At 61.6% G+C, this 23,189-nt stretch carries 23 protein-coding genes and 2 pseudogenes; 21 read left to right on the plus strand and 4 right to left on the minus strand.

Translation table 11 applies throughout. The features are described 5' to 3' along the window. Positions 1 to 34 precede the first annotated feature (34 nt). From B5E41_RS26980 to B5E41_RS27025, 10 genes and pseudogenes are all read left to right on the plus strand, one after another. Positions 35 to 1,081, plus strand: coding sequence for a hypothetical protein (locus B5E41_RS26980; protein WP_088396789.1), 1,047 nt, complete (start codon positions 35 to 37; stop codon positions 1,079 to 1,081). 32 nt (positions 1,082 to 1,113) lie between these two features. Then, entirely contained in the window at positions 1,114 to 2,088 is a 975-nt protein-coding gene (locus B5E41_RS26985; protein WP_088396790.1) for a phage major capsid protein, read from the plus strand. Between the two features lie 22 nt (positions 2,089 to 2,110). Next, positions 2,111 to 2,897, plus strand: a pseudogene (locus tag B5E41_RS26990) (hypothetical protein). Between the two features lie 197 nt (positions 2,898 to 3,094). Beyond that, positions 3,095 to 3,661, plus strand: coding sequence for a hypothetical protein (locus B5E41_RS26995; protein WP_088396791.1), 567 nt, complete (start codon positions 3,095 to 3,097; stop codon positions 3,659 to 3,661). A gap of 99 nt (positions 3,662 to 3,760) precedes the next feature. Then, positions 3,761 to 4,465, plus strand: coding sequence for a hypothetical protein (locus B5E41_RS27000; protein WP_088396792.1), 705 nt, complete (start codon positions 3,761 to 3,763; stop codon positions 4,463 to 4,465). Further along, a complete protein-coding gene (locus tag B5E41_RS27005; RefSeq protein WP_088396793.1) occupies positions 4,462 to 6,285 on the plus strand; it encodes a hypothetical protein in 1,824 nt (607 codons plus the stop codon). The genes B5E41_RS27000 and B5E41_RS27005 overlap by 4 nt, the downstream gene beginning before the upstream one ends. Next, on the plus strand, positions 6,282 to 6,698 hold the full coding sequence (locus B5E41_RS27010) for a GNAT family N-acetyltransferase (protein WP_088396794.1): 417 nt from the start codon (positions 6,282 to 6,284) through the stop codon (positions 6,696 to 6,698). The genes B5E41_RS27005 and B5E41_RS27010 overlap by 4 nt, the downstream gene beginning before the upstream one ends. After that, complete coding sequence (locus B5E41_RS27015; protein WP_088396795.1) at positions 6,664 to 7,671, plus strand: tail fiber domain-containing protein; 1,008 nt, start codon at positions 6,664 to 6,666, stop codon at positions 7,669 to 7,671. Before B5E41_RS27010 ends, B5E41_RS27015 begins: the two co-directional genes overlap by 35 nt. Then, positions 7,668 to 8,105, plus strand: coding sequence for a hypothetical protein (locus B5E41_RS32475; protein ID WP_245303161.1), 438 nt, complete (start codon positions 7,668 to 7,670; stop codon positions 8,103 to 8,105). The genes B5E41_RS27015 and B5E41_RS32475 overlap by 4 nt, the downstream gene beginning before the upstream one ends. Beyond that, positions 8,105 to 9,526 carry a DUF885 domain-containing protein gene (locus B5E41_RS27025; protein WP_088396796.1) on the plus strand — a complete coding sequence of 474 codons (1,422 nt, stop codon included), beginning with the start codon at positions 8,105 to 8,107 and terminating at the stop codon, positions 9,524 to 9,526. Before B5E41_RS32475 ends, B5E41_RS27025 begins: the two co-directional genes overlap by 1 nt. A 5-nt stretch (positions 9,527 to 9,531) precedes the next feature. On the opposite strand, the gene B5E41_RS31925 is transcribed toward B5E41_RS27025, so the two are convergent. Continuing rightward, entirely contained in the window at positions 9,532 to 9,705 is a 174-nt protein-coding gene (locus tag B5E41_RS31925) for a hypothetical protein (RefSeq protein ID WP_176439502.1), read from the minus strand. Between the two features lie 411 nt (positions 9,706 to 10,116). Between B5E41_RS31925 and B5E41_RS27030 the strand changes: the two genes are divergently transcribed. The 3 genes from B5E41_RS27030 to B5E41_RS27040 all read left to right on the plus strand — a co-directional run bounded on the left by B5E41_RS27030 (position 10,117) and on the right by B5E41_RS27040 (position 13,829). Beyond that, positions 10,117 to 10,890 (plus strand): class I SAM-dependent methyltransferase, encoded by a 774-nt coding sequence (locus B5E41_RS27030; protein ID WP_088396797.1) that lies wholly within the window; start codon positions 10,117 to 10,119, stop codon positions 10,888 to 10,890. A 241-nt stretch (positions 10,891 to 11,131) separates the two neighbouring features. Beyond that, on the plus strand, positions 11,132 to 12,487 hold the full coding sequence (locus tag B5E41_RS27035; RefSeq protein ID WP_088396798.1) for a hypothetical protein: 1,356 nt from the start codon (positions 11,132 to 11,134) through the stop codon (positions 12,485 to 12,487). Between the two features lie 538 nt (positions 12,488 to 13,025). After that, complete coding sequence (locus B5E41_RS27040) at positions 13,026 to 13,829, plus strand: class I SAM-dependent methyltransferase (protein ID WP_245303162.1); 804 nt, start codon at positions 13,026 to 13,028, stop codon at positions 13,827 to 13,829. Between the two features lie 206 nt (positions 13,830 to 14,035). Here B5E41_RS27040 and B5E41_RS27045 read toward each other — a convergent pair whose 3' ends face one another. Beyond that, positions 14,036 to 14,890: an acyltransferase family protein gene (locus tag B5E41_RS27045; RefSeq protein WP_245303163.1), complete on the minus strand. Its 855-nt coding sequence runs from the start codon at positions 14,888 to 14,890 to the stop codon at positions 14,036 to 14,038. A gap of 242 nt (positions 14,891 to 15,132) precedes the next feature. On the opposite strand from B5E41_RS27045, the gene B5E41_RS27050 reads away from it, so the two are divergent. The 7 genes and pseudogenes from B5E41_RS27050 to B5E41_RS27080 all read left to right on the plus strand — a co-directional run bounded on the left by B5E41_RS27050 (position 15,133) and on the right by B5E41_RS27080 (position 19,041). Next, positions 15,133 to 15,333: a DUF7940 domain-containing protein gene (locus B5E41_RS27050; protein ID WP_088396799.1), complete on the plus strand. Its 201-nt coding sequence runs from the start codon at positions 15,133 to 15,135 to the stop codon at positions 15,331 to 15,333. Next, entirely contained in the window at positions 15,326 to 15,787 is a 462-nt protein-coding gene (locus B5E41_RS27055; RefSeq protein ID WP_088396800.1) for a lysozyme, read from the plus strand. The genes B5E41_RS27050 and B5E41_RS27055 overlap by 8 nt, the downstream gene beginning before the upstream one ends. Next, positions 15,787 to 16,149, plus strand: coding sequence for a hypothetical protein (locus tag B5E41_RS27060; protein ID WP_088396801.1), 363 nt, complete (start codon positions 15,787 to 15,789; stop codon positions 16,147 to 16,149). Before B5E41_RS27055 ends, B5E41_RS27060 begins: the two co-directional genes overlap by 1 nt. 4 nt (positions 16,150 to 16,153) lie before the next feature. Then, complete coding sequence (locus B5E41_RS27065) at positions 16,154 to 16,381, plus strand: hypothetical protein (RefSeq protein WP_088396840.1); 228 nt, start codon at positions 16,154 to 16,156, stop codon at positions 16,379 to 16,381. After that, positions 16,378 to 18,230, plus strand: a pseudogene (locus B5E41_RS27070) (hypothetical protein). Before B5E41_RS27065 ends, B5E41_RS27070 begins: the two are co-directional and overlap by 4 nt. Positions 18,231 to 18,242: 12 nt before the next feature. Beyond that, positions 18,243 to 18,671, plus strand: coding sequence for a DUF1515 domain-containing protein (locus B5E41_RS27075; RefSeq protein WP_088396802.1), 429 nt, complete (start codon positions 18,243 to 18,245; stop codon positions 18,669 to 18,671). A 184-nt stretch (positions 18,672 to 18,855) separates the two neighbouring features. After that, positions 18,856 to 19,041, plus strand: coding sequence for a hypothetical protein (locus B5E41_RS27080; protein ID WP_020920687.1), 186 nt, complete (start codon positions 18,856 to 18,858; stop codon positions 19,039 to 19,041). A gap of 147 nt (positions 19,042 to 19,188) precedes the next feature. Here the strand turns inward: B5E41_RS27080 and B5E41_RS27085 are convergent, their stop codons facing one another. Both B5E41_RS27085 and B5E41_RS27090 read right to left on the minus strand, forming a co-directional pair. After that, positions 19,189 to 19,389 (minus strand): hypothetical protein, encoded by a 201-nt coding sequence (locus B5E41_RS27085; protein WP_085858659.1) that lies wholly within the window; start codon positions 19,387 to 19,389, stop codon positions 19,189 to 19,191. A 530-nt stretch (positions 19,390 to 19,919) separates the two neighbouring features. Next, a complete protein-coding gene (locus B5E41_RS27090; RefSeq protein ID WP_088396803.1) occupies positions 19,920 to 21,422 on the minus strand; it encodes a DegQ family serine endoprotease in 1,503 nt (500 codons plus the stop codon). A 452-nt stretch (positions 21,423 to 21,874) separates the two neighbouring features. On the opposite strand from B5E41_RS27090, the gene B5E41_RS27095 reads away from it, so the two are divergent. Then, positions 21,875 to 22,912 carry a LacI family DNA-binding transcriptional regulator gene (locus tag B5E41_RS27095; protein ID WP_088396804.1) on the plus strand — a complete coding sequence of 346 codons (1,038 nt, stop codon included), beginning with the start codon at positions 21,875 to 21,877 and terminating at the stop codon, positions 22,910 to 22,912. Positions 22,913 to 23,189 lie beyond the last annotated feature (277 nt).

The following is a 23,189-nucleotide window of genomic DNA, read 5'->3' on the forward strand; positions in this document are numbered from 1 at the left end:
CGGGCATCAATCCCCGACAAAGGAAGTTTCCGACATGAATATGGAAGACCTCAACGAGGCCGGCAACGGCAGCGAAGATTTCGGCGCGTCCGGTGACCATTCGGTGAATGATGGGCCGGTCAGCATCCGCGACAGCCTGAAAGCAGCAATCGACACCGTCGAAAGCAATGGGCCGGAGGATATCTCGGCCCAGCCGCGCGACGGCGAAAACGGCCGCTTCCTGGCCAAGGGGCAGGAGCAGGCTGGCAGGACGGCCACCGCAAGCCAGCTGCCGACGGCACAGCAGACGGGCGAGATTGATAGCCGCCAACAGCCCGTCGTCGGCAACCGGGTTCCGCCCGGCTGGTCGGCGGAAGCCAAGGCGCAGTTTTCAAGTCTGCCGGGCGAAGTGCAGGCGGCGATTGCCAAGCGGGAGCAGGAGGTCGATCGCGGCTTCCGCGTCCTGCAGGATTACAAGGGGCTCGAAGAATTCACCCCGATCGTCCGCCAGGCCGGCATGACCCATGCCGATGTCATGCGCCGGGCGATCGAATGGGAAAATGCGCTGATCCGCGATCCCGTCAACACCGTGCTTCATGTCGCCAAGGTGGCCGGGGTTAATCTTCACGCCCTGGTCAACGGCCGGGCAGGGGAGGCCCTTCAGCAACACGAGCAGGCAGCGCCGCAACCTCGGCCGATCAATGTCGAGGCCACGGTCGAACATGTATTGCGCAAGAGAGACACCGAAACTCAGGTCGATGCCTTTCTTTCCGATCCGGCCAATGCGCATGCCGAAGACGTTCTTGACGACATGGTCGCCCTCATCAATTCGGGGCGGGCATCGACGCTTCAGGACGCCTACGACGCCGCATGCTGGATGCGTCCGGACATTCGCCAGCAGTTGATCAGCCAGACTGCGCCGGCCTTCGTCCGAGAACAGCATGCCCAGAGGGCCGCAGCGGCAGATCAAGCCCGCCGCGCCTCGCGATCCATCTCTGGCTCTTCCGCCCCGGGCCCGACCCGCGATGCGGCAAGAGGCCAGCCCACCTCCATCCGCGACTCGCTGCGCGACGCCATGCGTTTTTCGCGCGGCCAAGTCTGATCACAGGCCAATTCTGATCAAAGGAATGATCGATGCCCATTTCGCCCAATCTCTCTGAAATCGTCACCACGACGCTGCGCAACCGCAGCGGCACGGTCGCCGACGACGTGACGAAGAACAACGGTCTTCTCACTCGTCTCAACAGCCGCGGCCGCAAGAAGCCGGTTTCCGGCGGCCGCACCATCGTCCAGGAACTGCAGTACCAGGAGAATAGTACCTTCAAGCGCTATTCCGGCTACGACATCCTCAACGTCCAGCCCTCCGACGTCATCACCGCCGCCGAATACGACCTGAAGCAGGCCGCCGTCGCCGTCTCCATGTCCGGCCTCGAACAGCTGCAGAACTCCGGCGAGGATGCGATCCTCGATCTGCTCGAGCAGCGCATCGAGAATGCCGAGACGACGCTGAAGAACAATATCGCGCTCGACTGCTATTCCGACGGCACGGCCGATGGCGGGCGTCAGATCGGCGGCCTGCAGCTGTTGATCTCGACCTCGCCGACCTCCGGCACCGTCGGTGGCATCTCGCGCGCCACCTGGGGGTTCTGGCGCAACCAGAAATTCTCCGCCTCGGCCGATGGCGGTGCGGCCGCCAGCAACGCCAACATCCAGAGCTATATGAACCGGCTCTATATGTCCTGCGTGCGCGGCTCCGACGCGCCGGATCTCGTCGTCGCCGACAACAACTTCTTCCGCCTCTATTGGGAATCGCTGCAGGCGATCCAGCGCATCACCTCCGCCGACAAGGGCATGGCTGGCTTCCAGTCGCTGCAATACATGGGCGCCGACGTGATCTTCGACGGCGGCTTCGGCGGCGGCGCGCCCGCCAATCAGATGTTCTTTCTCAACACCAAATACCTGTTCTACCGCCCGCACCGCGACCGCGACATGGCCCCGATCGGCGACGAACGCATGAACACCAACCAGGATGCCTTCGTCCAGCTGATGGGCTTTGCCGGCAACCTCACCATGAACAACGCCTTCCTGCAGGGCGTGCTGTTCGCCTGATCGAACGAAAGGATCACCTCCCATGACCATCGCAACTTCCCAGACCGATCGTCTTGGCGCGAACCCGTTCGTCGTCGAAGGCCCGATCGTTGCCGGCTCCGGAATTCCGGGGCCGAACTTCGCCCTCGGCGCGATCGCCGGCGGCGAGCGCGAATCCGAATGGGTCTATTGCCAGCTGGTGCTGGCGTCTCAGACGACCCTGCAGCCGGGCCAATGGTTTCAGTGGAGCCGGGATTATGTCGCTTCGCTGCTGACCACGGCGGCTGCCGTCGTCGGCCAGCGCTGCGGCGTCTTCTCCGGTGCGGCCCAGCCGCCGACGCTGACGGGCGGCCCGGTGGGCGCCGTGACCCTTCAGCCCGGCACCTATTACATCTGGCTGCAGCGCAACGGCCAGGCGCCGGCCCAGGTGGCGAGTGCAACGGCCGCCCTCGTCGTTGCCGAAACCACCACGACGGCCGGCCAGGCAAGTGCGCCTGCCTCGGCGACGGTGGGCACCAAGGCGATCGCTAACGTCAACTTTGCCGCTGCCAACCAGACGTTTGCGGCCAACACCGTCAACGGCTCCAGCGTGTTGACCGGTCTCGCCGGCCTGAACGCCGGTTCCGGCCCGTTCATCGGCGCCGCCGTTTCCGGCACGGGTATATCAGGCGGCACGACGATTTCGGGCATCACCTACAGCCCGAACCGGCGTCGTCCAGGCCATCACGCTCTCGGCCAATGCGACCGCCAACGGCACGGGCATTACCGTCACGGCGACGGGCGTGCTCGAGGCGACGCTGATGCGGCCGTTTCTGTCGAAGGTGAATTAAGCAATCGGCGGGCGTTTCGGCGCCCGCCATGGCTAGTTTCGACGCTTGCACACTTCTCTTCCGTCATGCTCGGGCTTGTCCCGAGCATCTGCTGCCAGTCGATGCGTAGCAGATCCTCGGCACAAGGCCGAGGATGACGAGAGGAGATGTTTCCCCCGACCATCCCATCTCCCCGCCATCAACAGCGAGACCAGCACATGCCCGACAACACCGGAATCTACGCCTCCTTCAGCCTCGAGCCGGTCGAACAGACCTTCCTGACCGAGAAAGAGGGCCGGCCGATCTTTGCCGACAAGGAATTCGTCCGCATCTTCATCGCAGGCGACAAGCATACCGAAGTCTACCGCGAGGTGACCGACAACGACAAACAGCGTTTTGCCGACGCCTATAAGCGCTTCAAGGACGGCGCGGCCGCCCGCGAGCAGCTGACCGGCACGCCGCTTTCGCAATGGCCCTATCTGAAACCCAGCCAGATCAAGGAGCTGGAGGCGGTCAATATCTATACCGTCGAGCAGCTGGCAGCGCTGTCCGATACCGCCAAGCAGAAGATCGGCATGGGCGCCAACGAGCTGACCGCCGCCGCCCGCGCCTATCTCGCCACTGCCGAAAACTCCAGCGCCGCTTCCGCCTTCGCCGCCGAAAACGAGCGGCTGAAGGACGAGGTGAGCCGCCTGCAGGCGCAGATGAAGGAGATGGCCGTTCGCTTCGAGGCGCTCGAAAGGGAAGGCGAGGGCGGCAAGTCCCGCGGTCGGCAAGTAGCCTGAAGAAGCGCTGGCGCAAGCGGCCCCCACACGGCACAACCCTCACGCAAATTCACCTTACCCCGCCGGCCCCACGCCAACCGCTCTGAACCGGAGACCCCGATGTCGCTGCTGACCATCATTCAGAACGTCTGCGCGGAGATCGACCTCGATTCGCCGACGGCCGTCATGTCGTCGGCGGATCCGCAGATCATGCAGCTGCGCATCCTTTCCACCCGCGCCGGCCGCGATCTGATGCGGGCCCATGACTGGTCGGCGCTGATGGTGCGACGGCAATTCGCGGCGACCGGTGCCGCCCCCGAGCCGGCCGAACCGGCCGGTGACTGGGACCGCTTCGCCGCCAATGCGCGGATCTGGAACGTCTCCCGTCTGTGGGCGCTGAACGGCCCGGCGGAGCCGCAGACCTGGCAGCGCCAGACCATCCTGAATGCCAATCCGGTGCCGCAGATCTGGCGCATGGCGGCGGGCAGGCTCGACATCTACCCGAACGTCGCCGGCGAGACGATCGAATATGCCTATGTCTCCGGCTTCTGGGTGGCGGTGAACGGCGGCGCTGCCACTGCCGCCAGCTGGGCCAACGACACCGACACGGCGCTCTTTCCCGAAGAGCTTCTCGAACTCTCGCTGATCTGGCGCTGGAAGCGGGCCAAGGGCCTCGATTACGGCGAGGAGCTCGCCAGTTTCGAGCGATCCAAGGAAGCCGCGATCGGCGCCGATCGTGCCGCAGGTGCTGTCGACCTTGCGCTGCCGGCGAGGGGACAAAGCCCTGACAATTATTGGCCCGGCACGATCACGGTGACGCCATGACCCGCAGACCTGTCCCCCCTAACGGCCGCACCCGCCGCATTTCCCCCGGCAAGGACTGGATCGCGCCGATCGGCGGCTGGCGAACCGATGTCGAGATGGCCGATATGCCTGAGGATGCCGCCTTCCAGCTCGACAATTTCTTTCCCGAGGCCAACCGCGTACGCGCCCGCTACGGTTTCCTTGCCTTTGCCACCGGTCTCGGCGCCGATGTGCAGACGGTCATTCCCTATTCCGGCGTGAGCAACAGGCTGTTTGCCGCCGCCGGCGACAAGATCTTCGACGTGACGGTGGGCGGTGCGACCGGCGCGCCCGTCGTCTCCGGCCTCGCCAGCGCCCATTGGTCGGTGCAGCAATATACCAACCCGGCCGGCCAGGAATTCCTGCGCCTCGTCAACGGCCTCGACACGCCGCTGATCTTCAACGGCAGCTCCTGGACGAACAATTTCCTGGTCGGCGCCGCGTCCCTCGCCAGTCAGAACGTCGCCGTGCGCAACACGGCCTATACGCTGAGCTTTTTCGGCACCGGCTCCGTGACGCTCTCCGGCGCCTTTTCGGGCACGCTGAACGGCACAGGCGCCGGCAACCGGGTGTCGCTCACCTTCACACCGGCGGCCGGCACGCTTGTCGTCACCGTAACGGGAACAGTCAGCAACGCCCAGCTGGAAAAGGGCGCGACCGCCACGCCCTATGTCGCCTCGACGATGATCACGGGCATATCCGACGCCTCGCTGCTCAGCGCCGTCACCGCCTATCGCTCGCGCCTGTGGTTCATCGAGAAGAACTCGACCAATGTCTGGTACCTCGCCACCGACGCCGTCAGCGGCGCGGCGACGGTTCTGCCGGTCGGCGGCAACATGAAATATGGCGGCACGCTGGTGGCGATCAACGTCTGGACCATCCCCGTGTCGACGGGCCTGCAGCAATGCCTGGTGCTGATCTCCTCGGAAGGCGAGGCGATCGTCTTCCAGGGCTCCGACCCTTCGAGCGCGGCGAATTGGGGTCTGATCGGCACCTTCAAGCTCGGCCGGCCGCTCGGCACCGACCGCTGCCTGCTGTCGGTCGGCGCCGATCTCGCGATCATGACCACGGACGGCATCGTGCCGATCACCAAGGCGGTGCAGCTCGATCGCGGCGCCACCAGCCTCGGCGCCATTACCGCCAGGATCGGCCCGACATGGCGCGCGACCGTCGCGGCGACCGGGACCACCTCGCAGGAGTGGCAGCTTTCGAGCTTCCCGGCGCGGCAGATGGCGATCGTCAACCTGCCGTCCTCCTTCGGCCCCTATCAATATGTGATGAATACCGAGACCGGCGCCTGGTGCCGCTTCGTCGGCATGCCCGCCTCCTGCTGGGCGACATGGCAGGACCGGCTGTTCTTCGGCGCCGCCGACGGCACGCTTTACGAGGCCGAGGTCGGGGCCAACGACAATGGCGCGGCGATCGACGCGCTGATGGTCGGCGCCTGGAGCCGCTTCGGCGACGGGCTCTCGACCAAGCTCTCGAAACTGATTGGGGTGACGGCCGAGATCGGCGTGTCGACGCTGATGTATGGCGGCATCTCGGTCGACTACCAGACGAAGGTGCCGACAGCGCTTCTGTCGTCGGTCGAGAACAATGCGGCGGCGAAATGGGGAACGGCGGTCTGGGGTGTTTCGAAATTCCCCGGCATTTCGCTGGTGCGCAAATTCGCCTCCGCCGGCGGCGCCGGTTCAGCCTTGGCGCCGACGATCCGGGCGCTGATCTCGGGCTCTTCGGGCTCGGTCTCGGAAGCCGCTGTCGTCGGCGGCTCGCTGCTTTACGAGAGGGGCGCGCCGATTTGATCGTTTGCGAACCCAGCGCCGAAATCGCCGCCTGGGTGGGCGCCAGGATCGGCGTCACCTTTCACCCGCCCTACACCACGCTTGCCCAGGTCGACCGCGGTCGGATTCTCGCCGGCTTCGTCTTCAACGTTTGGACCGAGCACGATATCGAGATCTCGCTTGCCGCCGACCGGCTGTCGCTGACGCTGATGCGCGCCGTCTCCGACTATGTCTTCAACCAGCTCGGCTGCCGCCGCGTCACCTGCCGCACCCGCGCCGACAACATCAGCGCCCAGAGACTGCTCGCCAGAGTGGGCGCGGAGCCGGAAGGCCGCCAGCGCGGCTATTTCGGCGATTGCGACGGCCTGCTTTACGCCATCATGAAGGAGGATTTTCCCTATGGTCTCCACGCCAAAGGCTCCCAAGGCGCCTGATCCGACCCAGACCGCGGCGGCGCAGACCGCCACCAACGTCGACACCGCCATTGCCAATGCTGGCCTCAGCCACACCAACCAGTACACGCCCGACGGCTCGCTGGAATACAGGGTCAGCGGCTATCAGACGATGACCGACCAGAACGGCAAGACCTATAAGCTGCCGACCTATTCCGCCTATCAGACCTATTCGCCCGAGAACCAGGCGATCTACGACCAGACGCAGCAGACGCAGCTCGGCCTCGCCAGGCTCGCCAACGACCAGACCGCCAAGGTCTCCGGCATCCTCGGCACCAATGTCGACCTCAGCGCCGGCAATGTCGACAAATATGTCAACGATCACTGGCGCTCCGGCTTCAACAACCAGTGGGACCACGACCAGGCGAGCCTCGAGCAGAGCCTCGCCGACAAGGGCATCGCCATGGGCTCGGCGGCTTACGACAACGCCATGCGCGATTTTACCACCCGCAAGCAGGCCGCCTCCGACCAATATCTCGGCGACATGTATTCCAATGCGCAGAATTCGATCCTGACCGAGCGCAACCAGCCGCTGAACGAGATTTCGGCACTGATGTCCGGCTCGCAGGTGCACCAGCCGAGCTACGTCAACACGCCGACGACTGAGCTGCCCACCGTCGACCAGGCCGGCCTGATCAACGAGAACTTCAATCAGAAGATGGGCCTCTACAACCAGCAGCTCGCCCAGTCGAACGCCGCCATGGGCGGCCTCTTCGGCCTCGGCGGCTCGCTGCTCGGCGGCTGGGCGATGAAGTCCGACCGGCGGCTGAAGCAAGACATCAGCCGCGTCGGCACGCTGGATAACGGCCTGCCGGTCTACGCCTTCCGCTACAAGGACGGCGGCCCGATGCAGATCGGCCTGATGTCCGACGATGTGCGCAAGATTCACCCCGACGCGGTGTTCGAACATGCCGACGGCTTCGATCGCGTCGATTACGAAAGGGCAGTGGCATGAGGGGTTTCCTCTTCGGCGGCGATACCGGCAAGACACAAAATGAGATCAGCGACGAGCGCAAGCGGCTGGCCTATGCCATGCTGCAGCAGGGCATGGAGACGAGCCCGGTGCAATCGCCGTGGCAAGGGGCGGCGCGTCTCGTCCAGGCCCTGATGGGCGGGCTGGCGCTCAGGCAGGAGGATAAGGAGCAGCGTGCGGGTGCGGCTGAAGCTCCCCCACCGATCATCTCTCGCGACGAAGCATTCGATCGCAATGACAAGCTCAACCCGGCCGATGCCACTCCCGTAGCGTCAGGACAAGCGGAAGCGGTCACTCCACCGGTCGCTGCCTCGGTCGTTCCGGGACAACGGGCTACCCCTGTCGCCCTTGCTGGAACGACGCCTTCGCGCATGCGCAAAACACCGAACGGCACCTTGTGGAGCATTGAACAGTAATGGCGACAATCCAGATTAATGGCCAGAAATTGACCGTCGACGACAGCTTTTTGAGCCTCTCTCCGGACGACCAGAGTCTTCTGGTTGATGAGCTGTCGCGGAGCCTCCCTCAGCCCACAGATAGCGCCCCTCCACTTGTAGATAAGAGTCATATCGGACAACTTTGGCCGATCAGCCGGGACCGCGACGGGAACAGATATTTCGATAGCGACGCCGGCATTCTGGGGATGGCAAAACGCGCCTTCATGCTTCCGGGTGACGTCTACAGCGGCAAGGTACAGATGTTTGGCCCAGATGGCAGGCCGACCATGGAGGGGATTGGCCGCTCGTTGGAATTTGCGTCGATCTTCACACCGATAACGCCGGGGCTTCGCTCAGGAGAGGCGATCGTCCCAGGCGTGAGCAAGAACTTGCGAAAGCCAGATAAGCTGGAGCCGCCATCCGGCGACGCTCTCTATGCCGAAGCAAATCGCAACTTCGAGACGATGCGTAACAGTCGTGTCGATTACTCAGCCGATGCCGTAAAAACAATGGCAGAGGCAGCCAAAACGAAGCTCGAAAAAGAGGGTTTCGACGCAGACATCGCCGGGAAGACTCATAAAATTCTTGCCAAGCTCTCCACTCCTCCGGAAGACAGCTTCGCGAGCATCGAGGGATTGGACGCAGCCCGCAAGACGTTCGAAAAAATAGTCCAAAACGTCAAAGATCCGAACGATCAAGCTGCAGCGTCGCGAGTTATTCGAGAATTGGACGAGTTCATTGAGGCTGCCGATCCGGCGACGGTCGTTGCCGGAAAGGCCACTGACGCGGCCGACGCCCTTAAGGCCGCAAGCGGCAATTCCGCAGCCGCAAAGCGTTCCGATATCCTGAACGGGACTGATAGATCTCCAGATTCCCGCGCTGTCCCGCATAATTCGGCCGAGAATGGTGCCGATGCGATTCGTCAACGTGTGGCCTCGACGCTTCTTCAGGACCAGGAGATGTTCGGTTTTTCTCCCGAAGAATTGGCAGCGCTCAAAACCATTGCCGAGGGAAGCGCGGCCCAGAACGTCACGCGTCGGATAGGAAAATTTCTGGAGGGCGGAAGCGGTATGGCCAGGATGCTGGGCGCGGCGGCCGGCGGCGCCGCGGCAGCGGTGGCGAGCAAGACTGGCGGCGCCGGAGCCACCGCCAGCGGCGCGGCTGTGGGTGCTTTGGTCCCGACGGTCCTGGGCCAGGGCAGTAAGGAACTGTCGAATATCCTGACATGGCGGGCGTTGTCTGCCGCTGATCGAATGGTTCGGCAGCGTTCCCCGCTTTACGAGGCCACGCTGAATGCGGCGCCGAAGGAAGTCGTCCGCCAACCGAAGGCGGAGGCACTCGTAAGAGCTTTATTGCTTTCTCAGCAGCCGCAGCAGCAAAATGGCGGGGGTGGGTGGTGATGGGGCTATCCCCGCATATCTTCCCACAAAATGGCAACCCCCAATGCCATCACGCTTATCGGCATGGCCCAAATAATCATTTTGACCGGTTGGCTGGCATGCAGGAACATGTAACCGCCGACTGATGCACCGCCAATCGCCATGACCGTCCCCAGTGTCATCGATATGAATTTCCTCATCAAAAATCTTTCCTGAGCGCTTGGGAGCCTGTGGAGTTCATAATGGCAGCCACCCGCAGGCGATCTGCATTGGGATGGCCATCGGCAGCAATGTTGCGAGCGTCACCATCAAACCAAGTGCGCCGCCCAAGAGTCAATTCCCGGGGCCCTTTTTGTTTGGAGATTATCAGAGTCATCGACCCCCGCGCCCTGAATGCGCTGACCACCGACTTCGGAATCGACATCACCAACTTGCTGCCGCGCGACGGCTCGGCACGGAATAAACAGGCCACCTCGAAATAAGAGACTTGTTAGTACCTTAAATTGAGATCACGCAGAGGTAAAACTATTGGTGGCGGGGCGCCCGTTAGTGCTGTAGACGGTCAGTTCATCTTCGACTGCCACTTGCCAATGTTTGAAACGCAGGTCCTTATGCTCAAACGTCTCGTCAAAAAGGTTCTACCTAGTTCCGCAGTTGTAGCCGTAAATCACTGGCGGATGCGTGAGAGGTTATACAAATCATGGAACAAAGCAGCGGCGGCGGCTCCCGCGTATGGGGATAAGCATCTGACAGCATTCCGGATAGAACGGTCGCGCCAGTTAGTTGGTCAGGAAGAATCCTATGTCCAACTTCCTGCGGATCTCCTGCCGGCTATGGATGTTCCGTCCGGCCGATTCGTCGATTTCGGCGGATCCGCTGGGGAGTTCTGCGCCGTTTTGCGCAAGCGGTTCCCAGCCTGGTCATTCACAATCGTGGAGACAAAATCCATGGCGGAGGCCGCGAAGGCCCTCAGGCCGGGGCTATCGTTCTCTGACCAGTTGCCGGCCGAGTTTGACGTATTCTACAGCAGCGGGACGCTTCAATACCTTTCCGATCCGGAACAATTGTGGCGCGAGGCTCTGAGCAGGACAACTCGTTACGCTTATTTGGCGCGGAATGCCTTCTCGAACAGAAAACTTTTCACCGTTCAGTCGTCCCGGCTTTTCGATAATGGCGCCGGCCCGGTTCCTGAAGGATTCGACAATATAGAGATACGTTATCCGCACCAGACCATTTCAGAAGCATCATTAAGGGGAATAGCCGACGAAATGGGCTTTGATCTCGCTGCACGCTTTGAAAGCCGCAACAGTGGCGTGATCGGTACTCGCGCGGATGTCTATGGAGCCGACCTCTTGTTCAAGAGAAGACAGGCCGACGCAGGTTAGAAAGAAAGCGTAAAACAGGCGGTCTCATTCGAGCGTCTTTTCCCGTTGGCGATCTCAAAAACGGAGAAATCCAAGTGCCCGTCTTCGGGAAACGAGGATATCCACGATCCTGAGGTGGCAGATCGAGCCTGTCGATCGCCTGATCAACCCGCGCAAAATGCGCCGCCCATCAATCCTTTAGAGCTACACACACCCACAATGGCCTCGCAATCCGCGGGGCCTTTTTCTTTGGAGACGATGAATGCCCAGAAACCCGTCAACCGGCATCTATTCGAAACCCGCCGGAACGACGCCTTCTGTCGGCCAGGTCATCGACCCGGCACCCTGGAACGCGCTGACCACCGACCTCGGCAACGAAATCACCAACTCGCTGCCGCGCGACGGCTCGGCGCCGATGACCGCGCCACTCAAAGCGGCAAGCGGCACGGTTTCGGCGCCCGGCATCGGTTTCGCCACCAACCCGCAGACCGGCCTGTATCTGAAGGGCGGCGGCCTCCTAGGGTTCACGCAGAACGGCGTCGACGTCGGGTTCGACAAGGCGTCGGTTTATGCGGCAAAGTCAGGCGATTACACGGCGGTGGCGTCCGACGACAATGCGGTCCATCGCTTTACCCAGGCAGCGATGCTCACCCTCAGCGCAGCGGCAACGCTCGGCGCAAACTGGCACTATTGCGTCATTGCCGACGGTGGCGACGTGACGATCGATCCCACAGGCTCGGAGACGATCGACGGTGCGGCGACGCTTGTCCTCAAGAACGGCCATAGCGTCAACATCATATGTTCGGGCGCCGCTTTCTTCACCGACAAGGTCTATTCCAGAATCCAGAGCAAAGCCGACAGTTCGGCCGTCGGCGATTTCGTCGTCGGCCTCATCCTTTCCAACAACGGCAGCAGCCCGAATACCCATATCGACTTTACCTCCGGCTCGGCCCGGTCGGGTGCGAGTTTCGTGTCCAGCGCGGCGTCATTTACCAAGAGGGTGACCGGAACATTTGCGGCCGGAACGGGCGCGGGCGGCCTCGATGCCGGCGCCGTCGCAGCAAATGCGACATACTTCGCCTACGCCTTGCGCAAGGACGCCGATCTGTCTTTCGACGTGGTTTTCTCGACCTCGCCAATCATCGGCGGCATCACTACGACACTGCTTACCGGCTATACGATCGTGAAATGCATCGGCGTCGTGCTAACAGATGGAAGTTCGAACATTCGGCCATTTGTTCTGTATCCACGTGACGAATATACCTTTGTGACGCCGGTCAAGGATGCTGCCAATGCCGCTATCTCTACAACCTCAACATTCCTGGCACTGACAGTGCCGAATGGAGCGCGGGTGAAGGCAAAATTGAGATTCCAGTATACTTCCTCCGCCACGACGGCCGCCGCGCTTTTTTCAGATCCCTCACAGGGAATACTGGCTGCAAGCATCGGCAATGACGGTGGCAACGTCGGCTCTGTCCAGGTCGCAGGCAACTATGCCATCGGCTCAGCGGATATATGGACAAACACGAACAAGCAAATCCGCCAAGTCGCAGGCGCAGCCGGCAATATATGGATGTGGACCGATGGCTTCTATTTCCCGTGTGGGAGGGCTGCATAGTGCCTTTTGCAATTCCGGCTAACGCTTCGCCAGGCCGATCCGCCGAGCTAGTGGTGTTATAAGTAGCCTAGCAGGACGCGAAACGCCGGATGCCTTCGACTATAGCGGAACCTTCGTCCAGGACAGCCACATGATGGCGGCGGGGTTTGCGGCATACGCTTCTCGGCGGCGCAGATCAGCGCATTTTTTCAGGAGGCGGCAAATTGTAAGCTTGAGACCGCCATTATTGATGCCACGTCTTTTGCAATGATTACTCTCGTTTCGGTTCGCGGTTCCGACACGCCGAGAGAAATCGTTCATCTGCTGAGAGGTCCGCTTCGGCCCCGGCTTTTACGCAGGACAACCGCACATCCGCGTTGAACCGCGTTGCCTTCCATCGTATAGCCCAGGGATGAAATTAGCGATAGCGGTGATCAAGTGACTTCGATTTTAGAGCAGTTGTTGAGCGTGTTCTGGCTCCGGCCTGAGACCGCTATCTGGAGGTATTTGGATATCGAGGCGATGAAGGGCTTCGAATTCGAAGGGAGATCGCTAGACTTTGGATGCGGAGACGGCGTCTTTTCGTTCATTAGAGCGGGGGGGGCGGTTTAGCGCAGGCTTCGATGCATTTCAAAAGACGGAGAAACTTGACCGATTTTATCAGAACGTAGACGTGTATGACTCCTATGATGAGAGTTACGATCCCCTCGTGGCGAGCTCTCCTTCGTACCAGATAAGCGTAGGCTTCGATCATAAAGCTAATCTGCTTCGAAAAGCGGCGGCGCTGAATTTCTATAAGGAAACGATCAAGGGAGATGGAAACGCGCCCCTACCTTTCGACAGTAATTCGTTTGGTTCGATCTTTTCTAACATCGTCTATTGGCTGGATAATCCGGCTGAGGTCATGTCTGAGCTGGGAAGAATTTTGGTGCCCGGCGGCAAGATCTGCCTGATGCTACCGAATGAAACCCTTCCACAGTTCAGCTTCTATAACTCCTTATATGCCAAGACCAAGGATGAGCAGTGGAAGTGGCTTGAATTGCTAGACCGCGGAAGACTGAGCGATAACATAAAGCAGTCAAAATCAGATGATGCTTGGCGGGAGATTTTTAGAAGCGCAGGCCTTTCGGTTTCTCACCATTCACAACACCTGCCCAAAGTGGTAATCCAAGCATGGGATATTGGTTTTCGACCGATGTTTCCGGCGCTCATGAGCATGGTTGCGAGCGTCGATCCTCAGAAGTTGCCAAGCATAAAAGCAGAGTGGGTAGATGCGCTCCGGATGTTTGCAAATCCTCTCACTGCTATAGGCCAAAAAAATGATAGCAGCAGTGCATTTCACTGCTATATCCTTACCAAGTGATCGATCCGTTAGCGGCCTTCCCAATTCAGCCGGCCAGTTCAGCAGTTTGGGCCATTTTGTGGGATCATACCTGCTGGTGAATGTTTGGCGCGATGAATTGTAGTGTAGCTAGTCGGCGCAGCATTCTTCATTAGCTTGCGCTTTTACAGTTGTGTCAGTTTGGCATTTCGCTGCCGCAGGAATCGGTCCTCAGCACCTTCGAGCGACTACGCACCGTCCCTTATCGCGATTCCGTCGCGTTCTTCCAGGCGATGCCTGGCGGCTAGCTGCTCCATCTTTGCTTTCGCACGGCGTGCGGCGGCATGGCACGGCTTCTCGATCCATCGGTAGAACGGATAGGCGAGAGCCAGCGACAGGGCGCAAACGACGATCGGCGTCGTCACCAACCATCCAATTGCCGCGGCCGCGATGACGTGGACGAGGTAAATTGAAAAGCAGGCCTCACCGATGGTCTCCAAGACATTGAGGGGGCCTCTTTCAGAGGCGTTCCTGATCTCCACCAGTATCCAGCAAGCGGCGAGCGCCGAGAACGGCACCATGGTCAGGTAAAAGCCGGCTGCGGTGTTCATCGTCGCCCAGTAGAGAGCAGAAGCAGTTGCGGCAGTCGCGGCGCGCCAGCCCCAAACATTGCCTGGCAACTTCAGACGGTGAAGATTTTCAGCGAGGTAGCAGCCGAGGAGCCATGCGGGGAGCCCGACAACCCAATTGAGTTGTGGTCCGTAGGCTTTGGCGTTTCCGTATTGGTCAGAGCCAACGCCTATCGCTACGCCATATGCGGCCACGACAGATGCCACGATGAGCAAGGGCCAACCAATCCGGCGAGAGATGGCTAGGATAAGGGGATAAAGGCAGTAGTAAATTGCCTCGCAGACGACGGACCAGAGAATATAGCCGTCGATCGGATTGTAGGCTCGCATACCCAGCGCTTGCGCCAGGATGAAGGCTGCGGCGGCTGGCGGCACTATCCGAATGAAGCGGCCGGCAAGGAATGGCCCGACCTGAAGCATGCGCGCCCGGTACGGATAGTGGATGCAGAAGCCCGAGACTACAAAAAAGGCAATTACCGCCGGATGGCCCGTGAAGAGTTATTTCGAAAGTCCGGGCATCGCCGGGCCAAGAAGGTGCGCGAATACAACAGACAGGGCGGCAACCGCTCTGACGGTATCGATACCTTCGACTTTGCCCGAATTTTGAAGTGAACGCATGCGGCCAAGTAACCTCGGCGCGAACACTTTATCAAGAGACAACTATTAGTGTACTTGCGAGTACTCTAATAAGCCGCCGACACTGAGGCAAAAACCCCATGAAATTGATCCGCAACAAGCGCCGCGTGCTCACGTGGTCGCTTTCAATGTGGTGCGTCTATTTGGCAGGCTTGTTCGAGCTGCTGCCGTATGTCGTGCCGTACCTAGATGACTTCATCCCGAAATGGCTGTCGGTCTGCATCCTCCTGATGTCCCCGATCGCGCGCATCATCCATCAGGAGAATCTTAAAGATGAATAGACTCAAAAAAGGTAGCGCCGCGGCCGCGATGGCCGTTGCTTTGGTCGGAAGTTTCGAAGGGCTTCGGCAGCACGCCTATCCGGACCCGGCCACCCGAGGCCAACCGTGGACGATCTGTTATGGCAGCACCAACGGTGTGAAGCCGGGCGATTACAAGACGATCGAGCAGTGCAAGGCGCTGCTTTCGCTCGAGCTGCAGCATTATGCCAATGGCATAGAGCAGTGTGTCACGGCCCCGCTTCCGGATGCCCGCTTCGTGGCGCTGACCTCCTTTGCCTATAATGTCGGCGTCAGGGCGGCCTGCGGCTCGAGCGCGGTCAAGCTAATCAACCAGGGCAGGACGGCCGAGGGCTGCGAGGCTCTCCTCAAATGGAACCGCGCCGCCGGCATCACCTTTCCCGGCCTGACGCGCCGCCGCCAGAAGGAGCGCGCTTTCTGCCTGGAGGGCATCTGATGTTCGGCCTCCTCGACGCGCTGAAGATGGTCGCCGGCATCGCCGCAGGCCTCGTACTCTATCACCTCTATGCCGTGTCGATCGGCTATCCCTCGGCGGCGCGTCAGGCGCGCGCCGGTTACGTCCTCATGTCGGAAAAGACCGCGGCCGAAGCCAGGGCGGCCGAGATGGAGCGTCAGCGGTATGCGGCGGCAGGCGCCGGTGAGGAGCACCGCAGGCGCCTGGAGGCCGCCAAGGCCGCCGAGCAGGCCGCCAGAGACACATTGGAAAACGAGATCCGATCCTATGAACTCGAGCTTTCGCAAACGAACCGTGTTTGCGCTGTCACTGCTGCTGATCGTGACTGGCTGCTCCGCCACTGAGCGGCTGAACAAGGCGGCGGTCGCGAGCGGGCAGGCGGCGGCCGGCCTCGTGCTGCCGCCGCTGCCCGACGATCTCAGAGAGCAGGAAGCGCATGCGCCTGTCCGCGAGGGCGAGCCGCTGATTGCGATCCTGGCCCGCGAGCGCCAGGCGCTCGACCGCGCCAACGCCCGTCAGGGGCGCAGCGTCAAATTCTATGATGACCTCACCAGCCGATACGGAACACGCCGATGATGAATGCCATTTCGCTCGCCCTTGCCAATCCGCTGCTGAGCGGCGCGGGAAGCGCCGGAGACCCCGACCGCTATATGTTCTTCGCCACGCGCAACCGCATGCCGTCGGGCGCGATTGTCACCGCCGCCTCCGGCACGAATTATGTCTGCACCAAGATCGTCGTCAACACGCCGCAATACAGGACGCGGACCTTCCGCTTCCATCTCTCCGGCTTCGCCTCGACCGAAGGCGGAAATTCGCCGCAGGAAACCGTCGTCACCGGCACGATCGGCACGCCGGGCAATTCCGTGGTCGCCGATGCCATGTTCATCCGCGTCGCCGGCGTCTTCTACCCATGCAGCTTCGCCGGCTCGAATACGGTGACCGTCGCCGACCAGACGAACGGCGCCTGGACCGACGAACTGACCATTCCCGATGTCGCGCCGGAAAGCGAAATCGAAATCTGGCTGTTTTATCACACCGCCGTCGGCGAGAAGGTCTGGCCGGTCTACCGCATCCAGAAGCATCGCGGCGAACGCGTCTGGGGCGCCGGCGATCTCGCCACCCTTCTTGCCTTCAAGGATAGCCCGCTCGCCGACAGCACCGCCGCGCTCGATACCGGCTATGGCACACAGGCGCAGCCGCAATATTGGGGGGCCGATTTCATGGTCGCCAAGGGCGACTGGGACGGAAGGCCGGTCGCGCTCGTTTTCTGCGACAGCATCGGGGAGGCGCGCCAGGAATATTCGTCCGCCGCCGATATGCGCGGTAATCTCGGCTGGTTGCGCCGCTGGCTCGACAAAGATGGTGGGCCGGGCCGCATTCCCCATTGCCTGGTCGGCATGCCCGGCGCCGGTTCCGTCCGTGAATAACCGGCAGCGGCTCTTCGATCGCCACCAGGCGCCGCGACATCATCCGCGAGATTATTGCCTTCAACGGCAATAAATGGCCGTTCACGGTCATGACAAATCAGATGGGGCAGAACGACACGGCCTCGACCTATACGCAGTTCTTCACCACCAACTACCGCTCCCTGGTCACCCGCCTGCGCGCCGAATATGCCGGCGTCAAAATCGTCGCCTTCCCGCCGCTCGGGCGCACAACCGTCACCCGCAACATCACGCTGACTTCGGTCGGCACGGTCGCCACGGCAACCATCGCAAGTGGCCTCAACGGACTTGCGACAGGCCAGACCGTCAGTATTTCGGGAGCGACGCCGGCCGCTTACAATGGAAGCTATGTGATATCGGTCGTCGACGCCAACACCTTCACCTACAATTTCGCCGGCGGCACTTCGCCGGCAACCGGGACCATTACCTGCAACGATCTCGGCCTCAGGGCCGAGTATCAGGTCTATGGAACCAACAACAGCTGGCCGTCGGACGGGACGGATGCTTCGGGCAAGTGGCGGCTTCGCGATGATATCCTTGCGCAGACATCGGCTTGCTGCGACGCGGCAATCGATACTTACGCCGCATGGGTCTCCCCCTCCAGAGGCGGTGTCTGGCCCGGCATGCTGGAGCTTGCGAGCACGACATTGACCGCACAGGCCGGAACTGACGGTGTTGCCACCTATAACCAGATCCTCGTCGCGGATGCGAGCATCTTCAGGCCCGAGCAGACGCTGCACATCTATTCCGGTCCGGACGGCCTGGCTCGCTTGAGCACGCAGGTCGTCGCCAGCATCGCCGGCAACGTCATCACCTATCAAGGCGTGAGCGCCGTCATTCTGCCGGCCGGCTCCGTGGTGCGTCCGGCGCCGTCCGTCGGGGAGCTTTCGCCGGTCTCCTTCATCCACCCGCAGCCGATCATGATCGACCGCATTTCGAGCGGCATTGCCCAGTCCGAGAAGCTCAAATTCAATTCCTGAGGTGGCCCCGCCATGACATCCAACGACGATATCCTGCGCGCTCTCGGGCGCGTCGAGGGAAGGCTGACCGGCATCGAGGAAAATGTCGCGCTGCTGCGCCAGGAGATGGGCGACGAAAAGGCCAGTGCCCATGAGAGCCGTACGGTGATCCACAGACGGCTCGACGAACAGGCAAGGCAGATCGCCCATCTCGATACCAGGGTGGCAATCACAGGCGGAGCCGATAAGCAGATCCGCGCCGAGATCCTGACGCTCAAGGAAACCGTCGAGAAGAACCAGGAGACGGTCGGCCCGGCGCTCGAAGAGTGGAAACGGATGAAATCGATCGGCTATGGCATCTCCGGGCTGATTGCCTTCGCAGGCCTGACGACGGGCGGGGTCATTGCCTATGCGAGCGACGGCGCGGTGGCGGCGCTCAGGCATTGGTTGAAGATCAGTTGAGCGGTGCGCCACTTTGCGCTGTTCGGCGACTGACGGCGCCTGCTGGCGAATGCCGGCAAGTCAAGCGCAGCAAACGGAGTCAGCTCGGCTGATATATTGCTCTCTCGCACGGCTTACTAAAATTAGACTTTTCTAACGAACAAAACCGCCGCCTGTTTGTTACCCTTTCAAGGAGGAAGCAGACATGAAGAGCATGAGCAATCGCCAAGTTCGTATTCCCGGGCCCCGGGAACATGATGTTGCCGAGCATTGCCGCAAGTTCGGGATTGGTCCGGCGGAGGAGAAGAAGCTGAAAAAGCTGCTCGGGTCTCATGCGCCGCTGCACGAGATTCAGGCAAACGCGCCGCCACGCCTGCCGAAATGGCGATAGCGCCGGAGCCGGAACTTCCGGCACTATCCGGCGTTTGGATCGCCGGGCCGCGCGGCTGGTCTCGTCTCCTGTACCCCTGCTACCCCGGCAGGCGCTGCGCGGTCCACTGATTCCCTGGCTACCGGCTATCGCACGCACTCAGAGCCTTCAATGGCGCAACTCGCGCGACAGCATCAGGATATAGTCGTCGGCGATGTCGGCGACCACCATGGCCGCTTCGGCCGGCGGATAGCCCCTGCCGACGGCCTCGGCAATGATCTTCATCACCTGCGGTTCAAGCGCCTCCCGACAGTCGGCCAGGCTTTTGTCGTCCGGGCATTTGGCACGAAATTCCACAATGTTATTCATGGCATACCCCTCCATTTGATGTTGCGGCGCTCCTTGATGCATGAAGCCGGTCCCTCTCGGGAAAGGCGGGTCACCGTTCCGGGGCGCCGTGCCGGAACAAATTAGCGATCATGAAAATACGATGTCACAGGGCGGGATGTATTCAAGTTGATGCTGATATTAAGGTAAGGCAGTAGGGTTAATTCGTCCAGCGGCAGTTGACGGCCCGTCGGCGGGAATGTCAGGCAATAAGGCAACGTCATGGTTTTGTGTCGTTTTCCGGCATACAATGCAGGCGATCTGTTTGGATTTAAATGCCGCCTTTATATTGCGAGGTCCGGGCGCAGCTCTGTCCCGGAGCCGGACAGCCACGACGGGACGATCCCGGGCCTTGTGCCGAGGATCTGCGCACGTCCAATCAGGCATTTGATAATCAACGCTTTTACGGCGGAACAATTGCGGTGGTCAGATGCTCGGCACGAGGCCGAGCATGACGGAAGAGATTTTGTCAGCAAAGTGAGCCCGCTTTCGCAAGCTTTTGCTGGATTGCTTCACGCCGCGGCAAAAGGCACGGCGACGAAGGTTTTATTCCCGTCGCGTTCGACGAGCAGCAGCACGGATTTGCGGCCGGCCTTGCCGGCTTCGGCGATTGCGGCCTTGACGTCGCGGGCATTGTGCACCGGCCGGTCGTTGACCGAGACGATGACGTCGCCCGACTGAATGCCGGCGGCAGCGGCCGGTTTGTCCGGATTAACGCTGGCGACCACCGCGCCGCTGACCGAGCGCGGCAGGTTGAGCTGCTGGCGCACATCCGGCGTCAGTTCGGCAAGGCCGATGCCGAGGCTCGGCTGGCCGGAGGCCCGACCCGACGTTTCCGGGCTTGTCGCCGCGGCCTGCTTCTGGCCGTCCGCATTGGCGCCGACGGTGACGTTGAGATCGATCGCCTTGCCGTCGCGCCAGACGCCGAGCGATTTCTGCGTGCCCGGCGAGAGATCGGCGACGAGACGCGACAGGTCCTTCGGCGTCTTGACGGTCTCGCCGCCGACCGAGGTGACGATGTCGCCGGGTTTCAGACCGGCGTGGGCGGCCGGCGTATCGGCGGAGACAGCGGCCACCAGCGCGCCGCCCGTCTTGTCGAGGCCGACGGCATCGGCGACGTCTTTCGTGACCGGCTGGATCTGCACGCCGAGGTAGCCGTGATTGATCGAACCGTCCTTCTCGAGCTTGGCGACGATCTCCTTGGCCTCGTCGGAGGGAATGGCGAAACCGACACCGACGCTGCCGCCGTTCGGCGAATAGATGGCGGTGTTGATGCCGACGACCTTGCCCTCACGATCGACCAGCGGGCCGCCCGAATTGCCGTGGTTGATCGGCGCATCGATCTGGATGAAATCGTCATAGGGCCCGCTGTGCAGGTCGCGGCCGCGCGCCGAAACGATGCCCGCCGTCACCGTGGTGCCGATGCCAAAGGGATTGCCGATCGCCAGGATCTGATCGCCGAGCTTCAGCTTGTCGGAATCGCCCCAGGCGATGGTCTGCAGCGGCTTGCCCGCCTGGATCTTCAAGACGGCCACATCGGATTTCGGATCGGTGCCGATCAGCTTGGCCGGAAGTTCCGTGCCGTCGTCGAGCGTCACCTTGATGTCGACGGCATTGTCGATGACATGGTTGTTGGTGACGATCACGCCGTCGGGACTGATGATGAAGCCGGAGCCGAGCGCCATCGCATGCTGGGAGCCGCGCTGTTGCGGCGCCGGGCGCGGCAGCGGAATGCCCTGGTCCTCGAAGAACTGGCGGAACTGCTCGTCCATCGGCGATTGCTGATCGGCGCTGACATCCGTCGTCTTCATCGTCGTGGTGATGGTGACGACGGCGGGCTTGTCGGCGTCGACGACGGAGGCGAAGGAGCCGCTCGCGGCGAGAATACCGCCCGTATCCGATGGTGCGGCAAAGGCGCTGGACGAATTGATGGCGAAGGGCAGGCATGCCGCGCCGGCGATGATGGCGGCCCCGACAAGCGCTGCTGTGCGATGTTTGCTGAGAATATGTGACATGGTGGTGATCCCTTGCGAGAGCGTTGGCTTGTGATGGCGTCGTGGTTCCGTGTCTCGGACCTGGCGTCGGATCAGGTGCGCCAATTCCTCCGCTCGCCGGCGCGGATCGTCGGGAGGCGGCGATCGGGGAGGGCAAGAAGAATTCGCGCTCGGGATTAATATGATCGCGCCGAACGGCTTTACAAATTAAATATTGATCATGTTTATATTGCCGATTTGTAAGACATTACTGAAGTTTAACCTTCGTCGCCGGTGTCGGCGCCAGCCGCTGGGCTCCCTGCCAAACTGCCGGTCGTTTCGCCTGATAAAGGCGATCCCGCTCTCTTCGGCAAGTCGGATCTGGAACCCGTTGCGGCCATAAAAGTTAGTAGAATCTAAAATATTTCTTCGTCAGGAAGTAATGACCGGGGAATCAGCCGCAGACGCGCCTCGCCCACGGTATATGAGGGGCGATGAAGAATTCGGTTGAGCGGGGGCGGAAAGCCAAACGCGGGATGCAGGTGAAGCTGAGCGATGTGGCGAAGAAGGTGGGCGTCAGCCCGATCACCATTTCGCGTGCGTTGCGCAATCCGGAAATCGTCTCGGAGGATCTGCGCGAGGAGATTCTGCGCACGGTCGAGGAGATGGGGTATATTCCCAATCTTGCCGCCCGGGCGCTGGCCGGCCGCCACAACGGCATTATCGGCGTCATCACGCCCGCCCTGCATCAGTACGGTTTTGCCGGCTTAATGATCGGCATCGAGGATCGCTTCCGCGGCACCGAGTTCACTGTGCAATATTCCAGCACGCTGCACCATGCCGAGGGCGAGGCCGGCCTGCTGAAATCCATCCTGACCCAGAAGCCGGCCGGCGTCATCATCGCCGGCGCCGAATCCTATTGCAATCTTCTGCCGCTGATCGAGAATGCCGTCTGTCCCATCGCCCATATCACCGATCTCAGCCAGGAGCCGCAAAGGCTGGTCGTCGGCCTCGATCATTATGCGGCCGGCGCTGAGCCGACCCGCTTCCTGTTGTCGAGGGGCTATAGTCGGATCGCCTTCATCGGTCGCGGCGGCGACGTCCGCTCGCGGCGGCGCATTGCCGGTTATGAGGCGGTGATGCGGCAAGCCGGCCTTTTCCAAGAGGATCTCATCATCGGCGGCGATGCGCCGAGCCGTATCGGCCTCGGCAGGGAGTTGTTCTCCCGCCTGCTCGAGCGCGTGCCCGATGTGGATGCCGTGTTTGCCCAGAGCGATGAACTGGCCTTCGGCGTGCTGATCGAATGCAAGGCGCGCGGCATCCGCGTGCCGGAGGATGTCGGCATCTGCGGCTTCAACGACCTGGAATTTTCGCCCTTCATCGAGCCGTCGCTGACGACGGTGCACCTACCGCGCCAGGATATCGGCCACCGCGTCGCCGACATGCTGCTGCGCGCCATCCACGACGAGCCGCCCGGGGAAGACAAGGTCGATTGCGGCTTTTCGATCGTGCCGCGCGGTTCGACGCGGTGACGGGTGCGATCTGCTGATGATGGCTGGCCACCGACGGGACCGATCGGCTCCGGCAACCATGAGTACCCGTCAGGCCGCCAGCCACACGGCACCACGGTGGCTCACCTGGCCACACGGCACCACGATCAGCCCTCATCCCGAGGTGCGCAGGCCAAAGGCCGGAGCCTCGAAGGACGGGGGCGGCTGATGGGCACTGCGGCCGCATCCATTGCCGGAAGAGACGCCGGTGGCCGCCTCGTCCTTCGGGGCCCCTGCGGGGCGCCTTAGGATGAGGGCG

The organism is Rhizobium esperanzae, from assembly GCF_002204185.1.
Taxonomy (GTDB): Bacteria; Pseudomonadota; Alphaproteobacteria; order Rhizobiales; family Rhizobiaceae; genus Rhizobium; species Rhizobium esperanzae.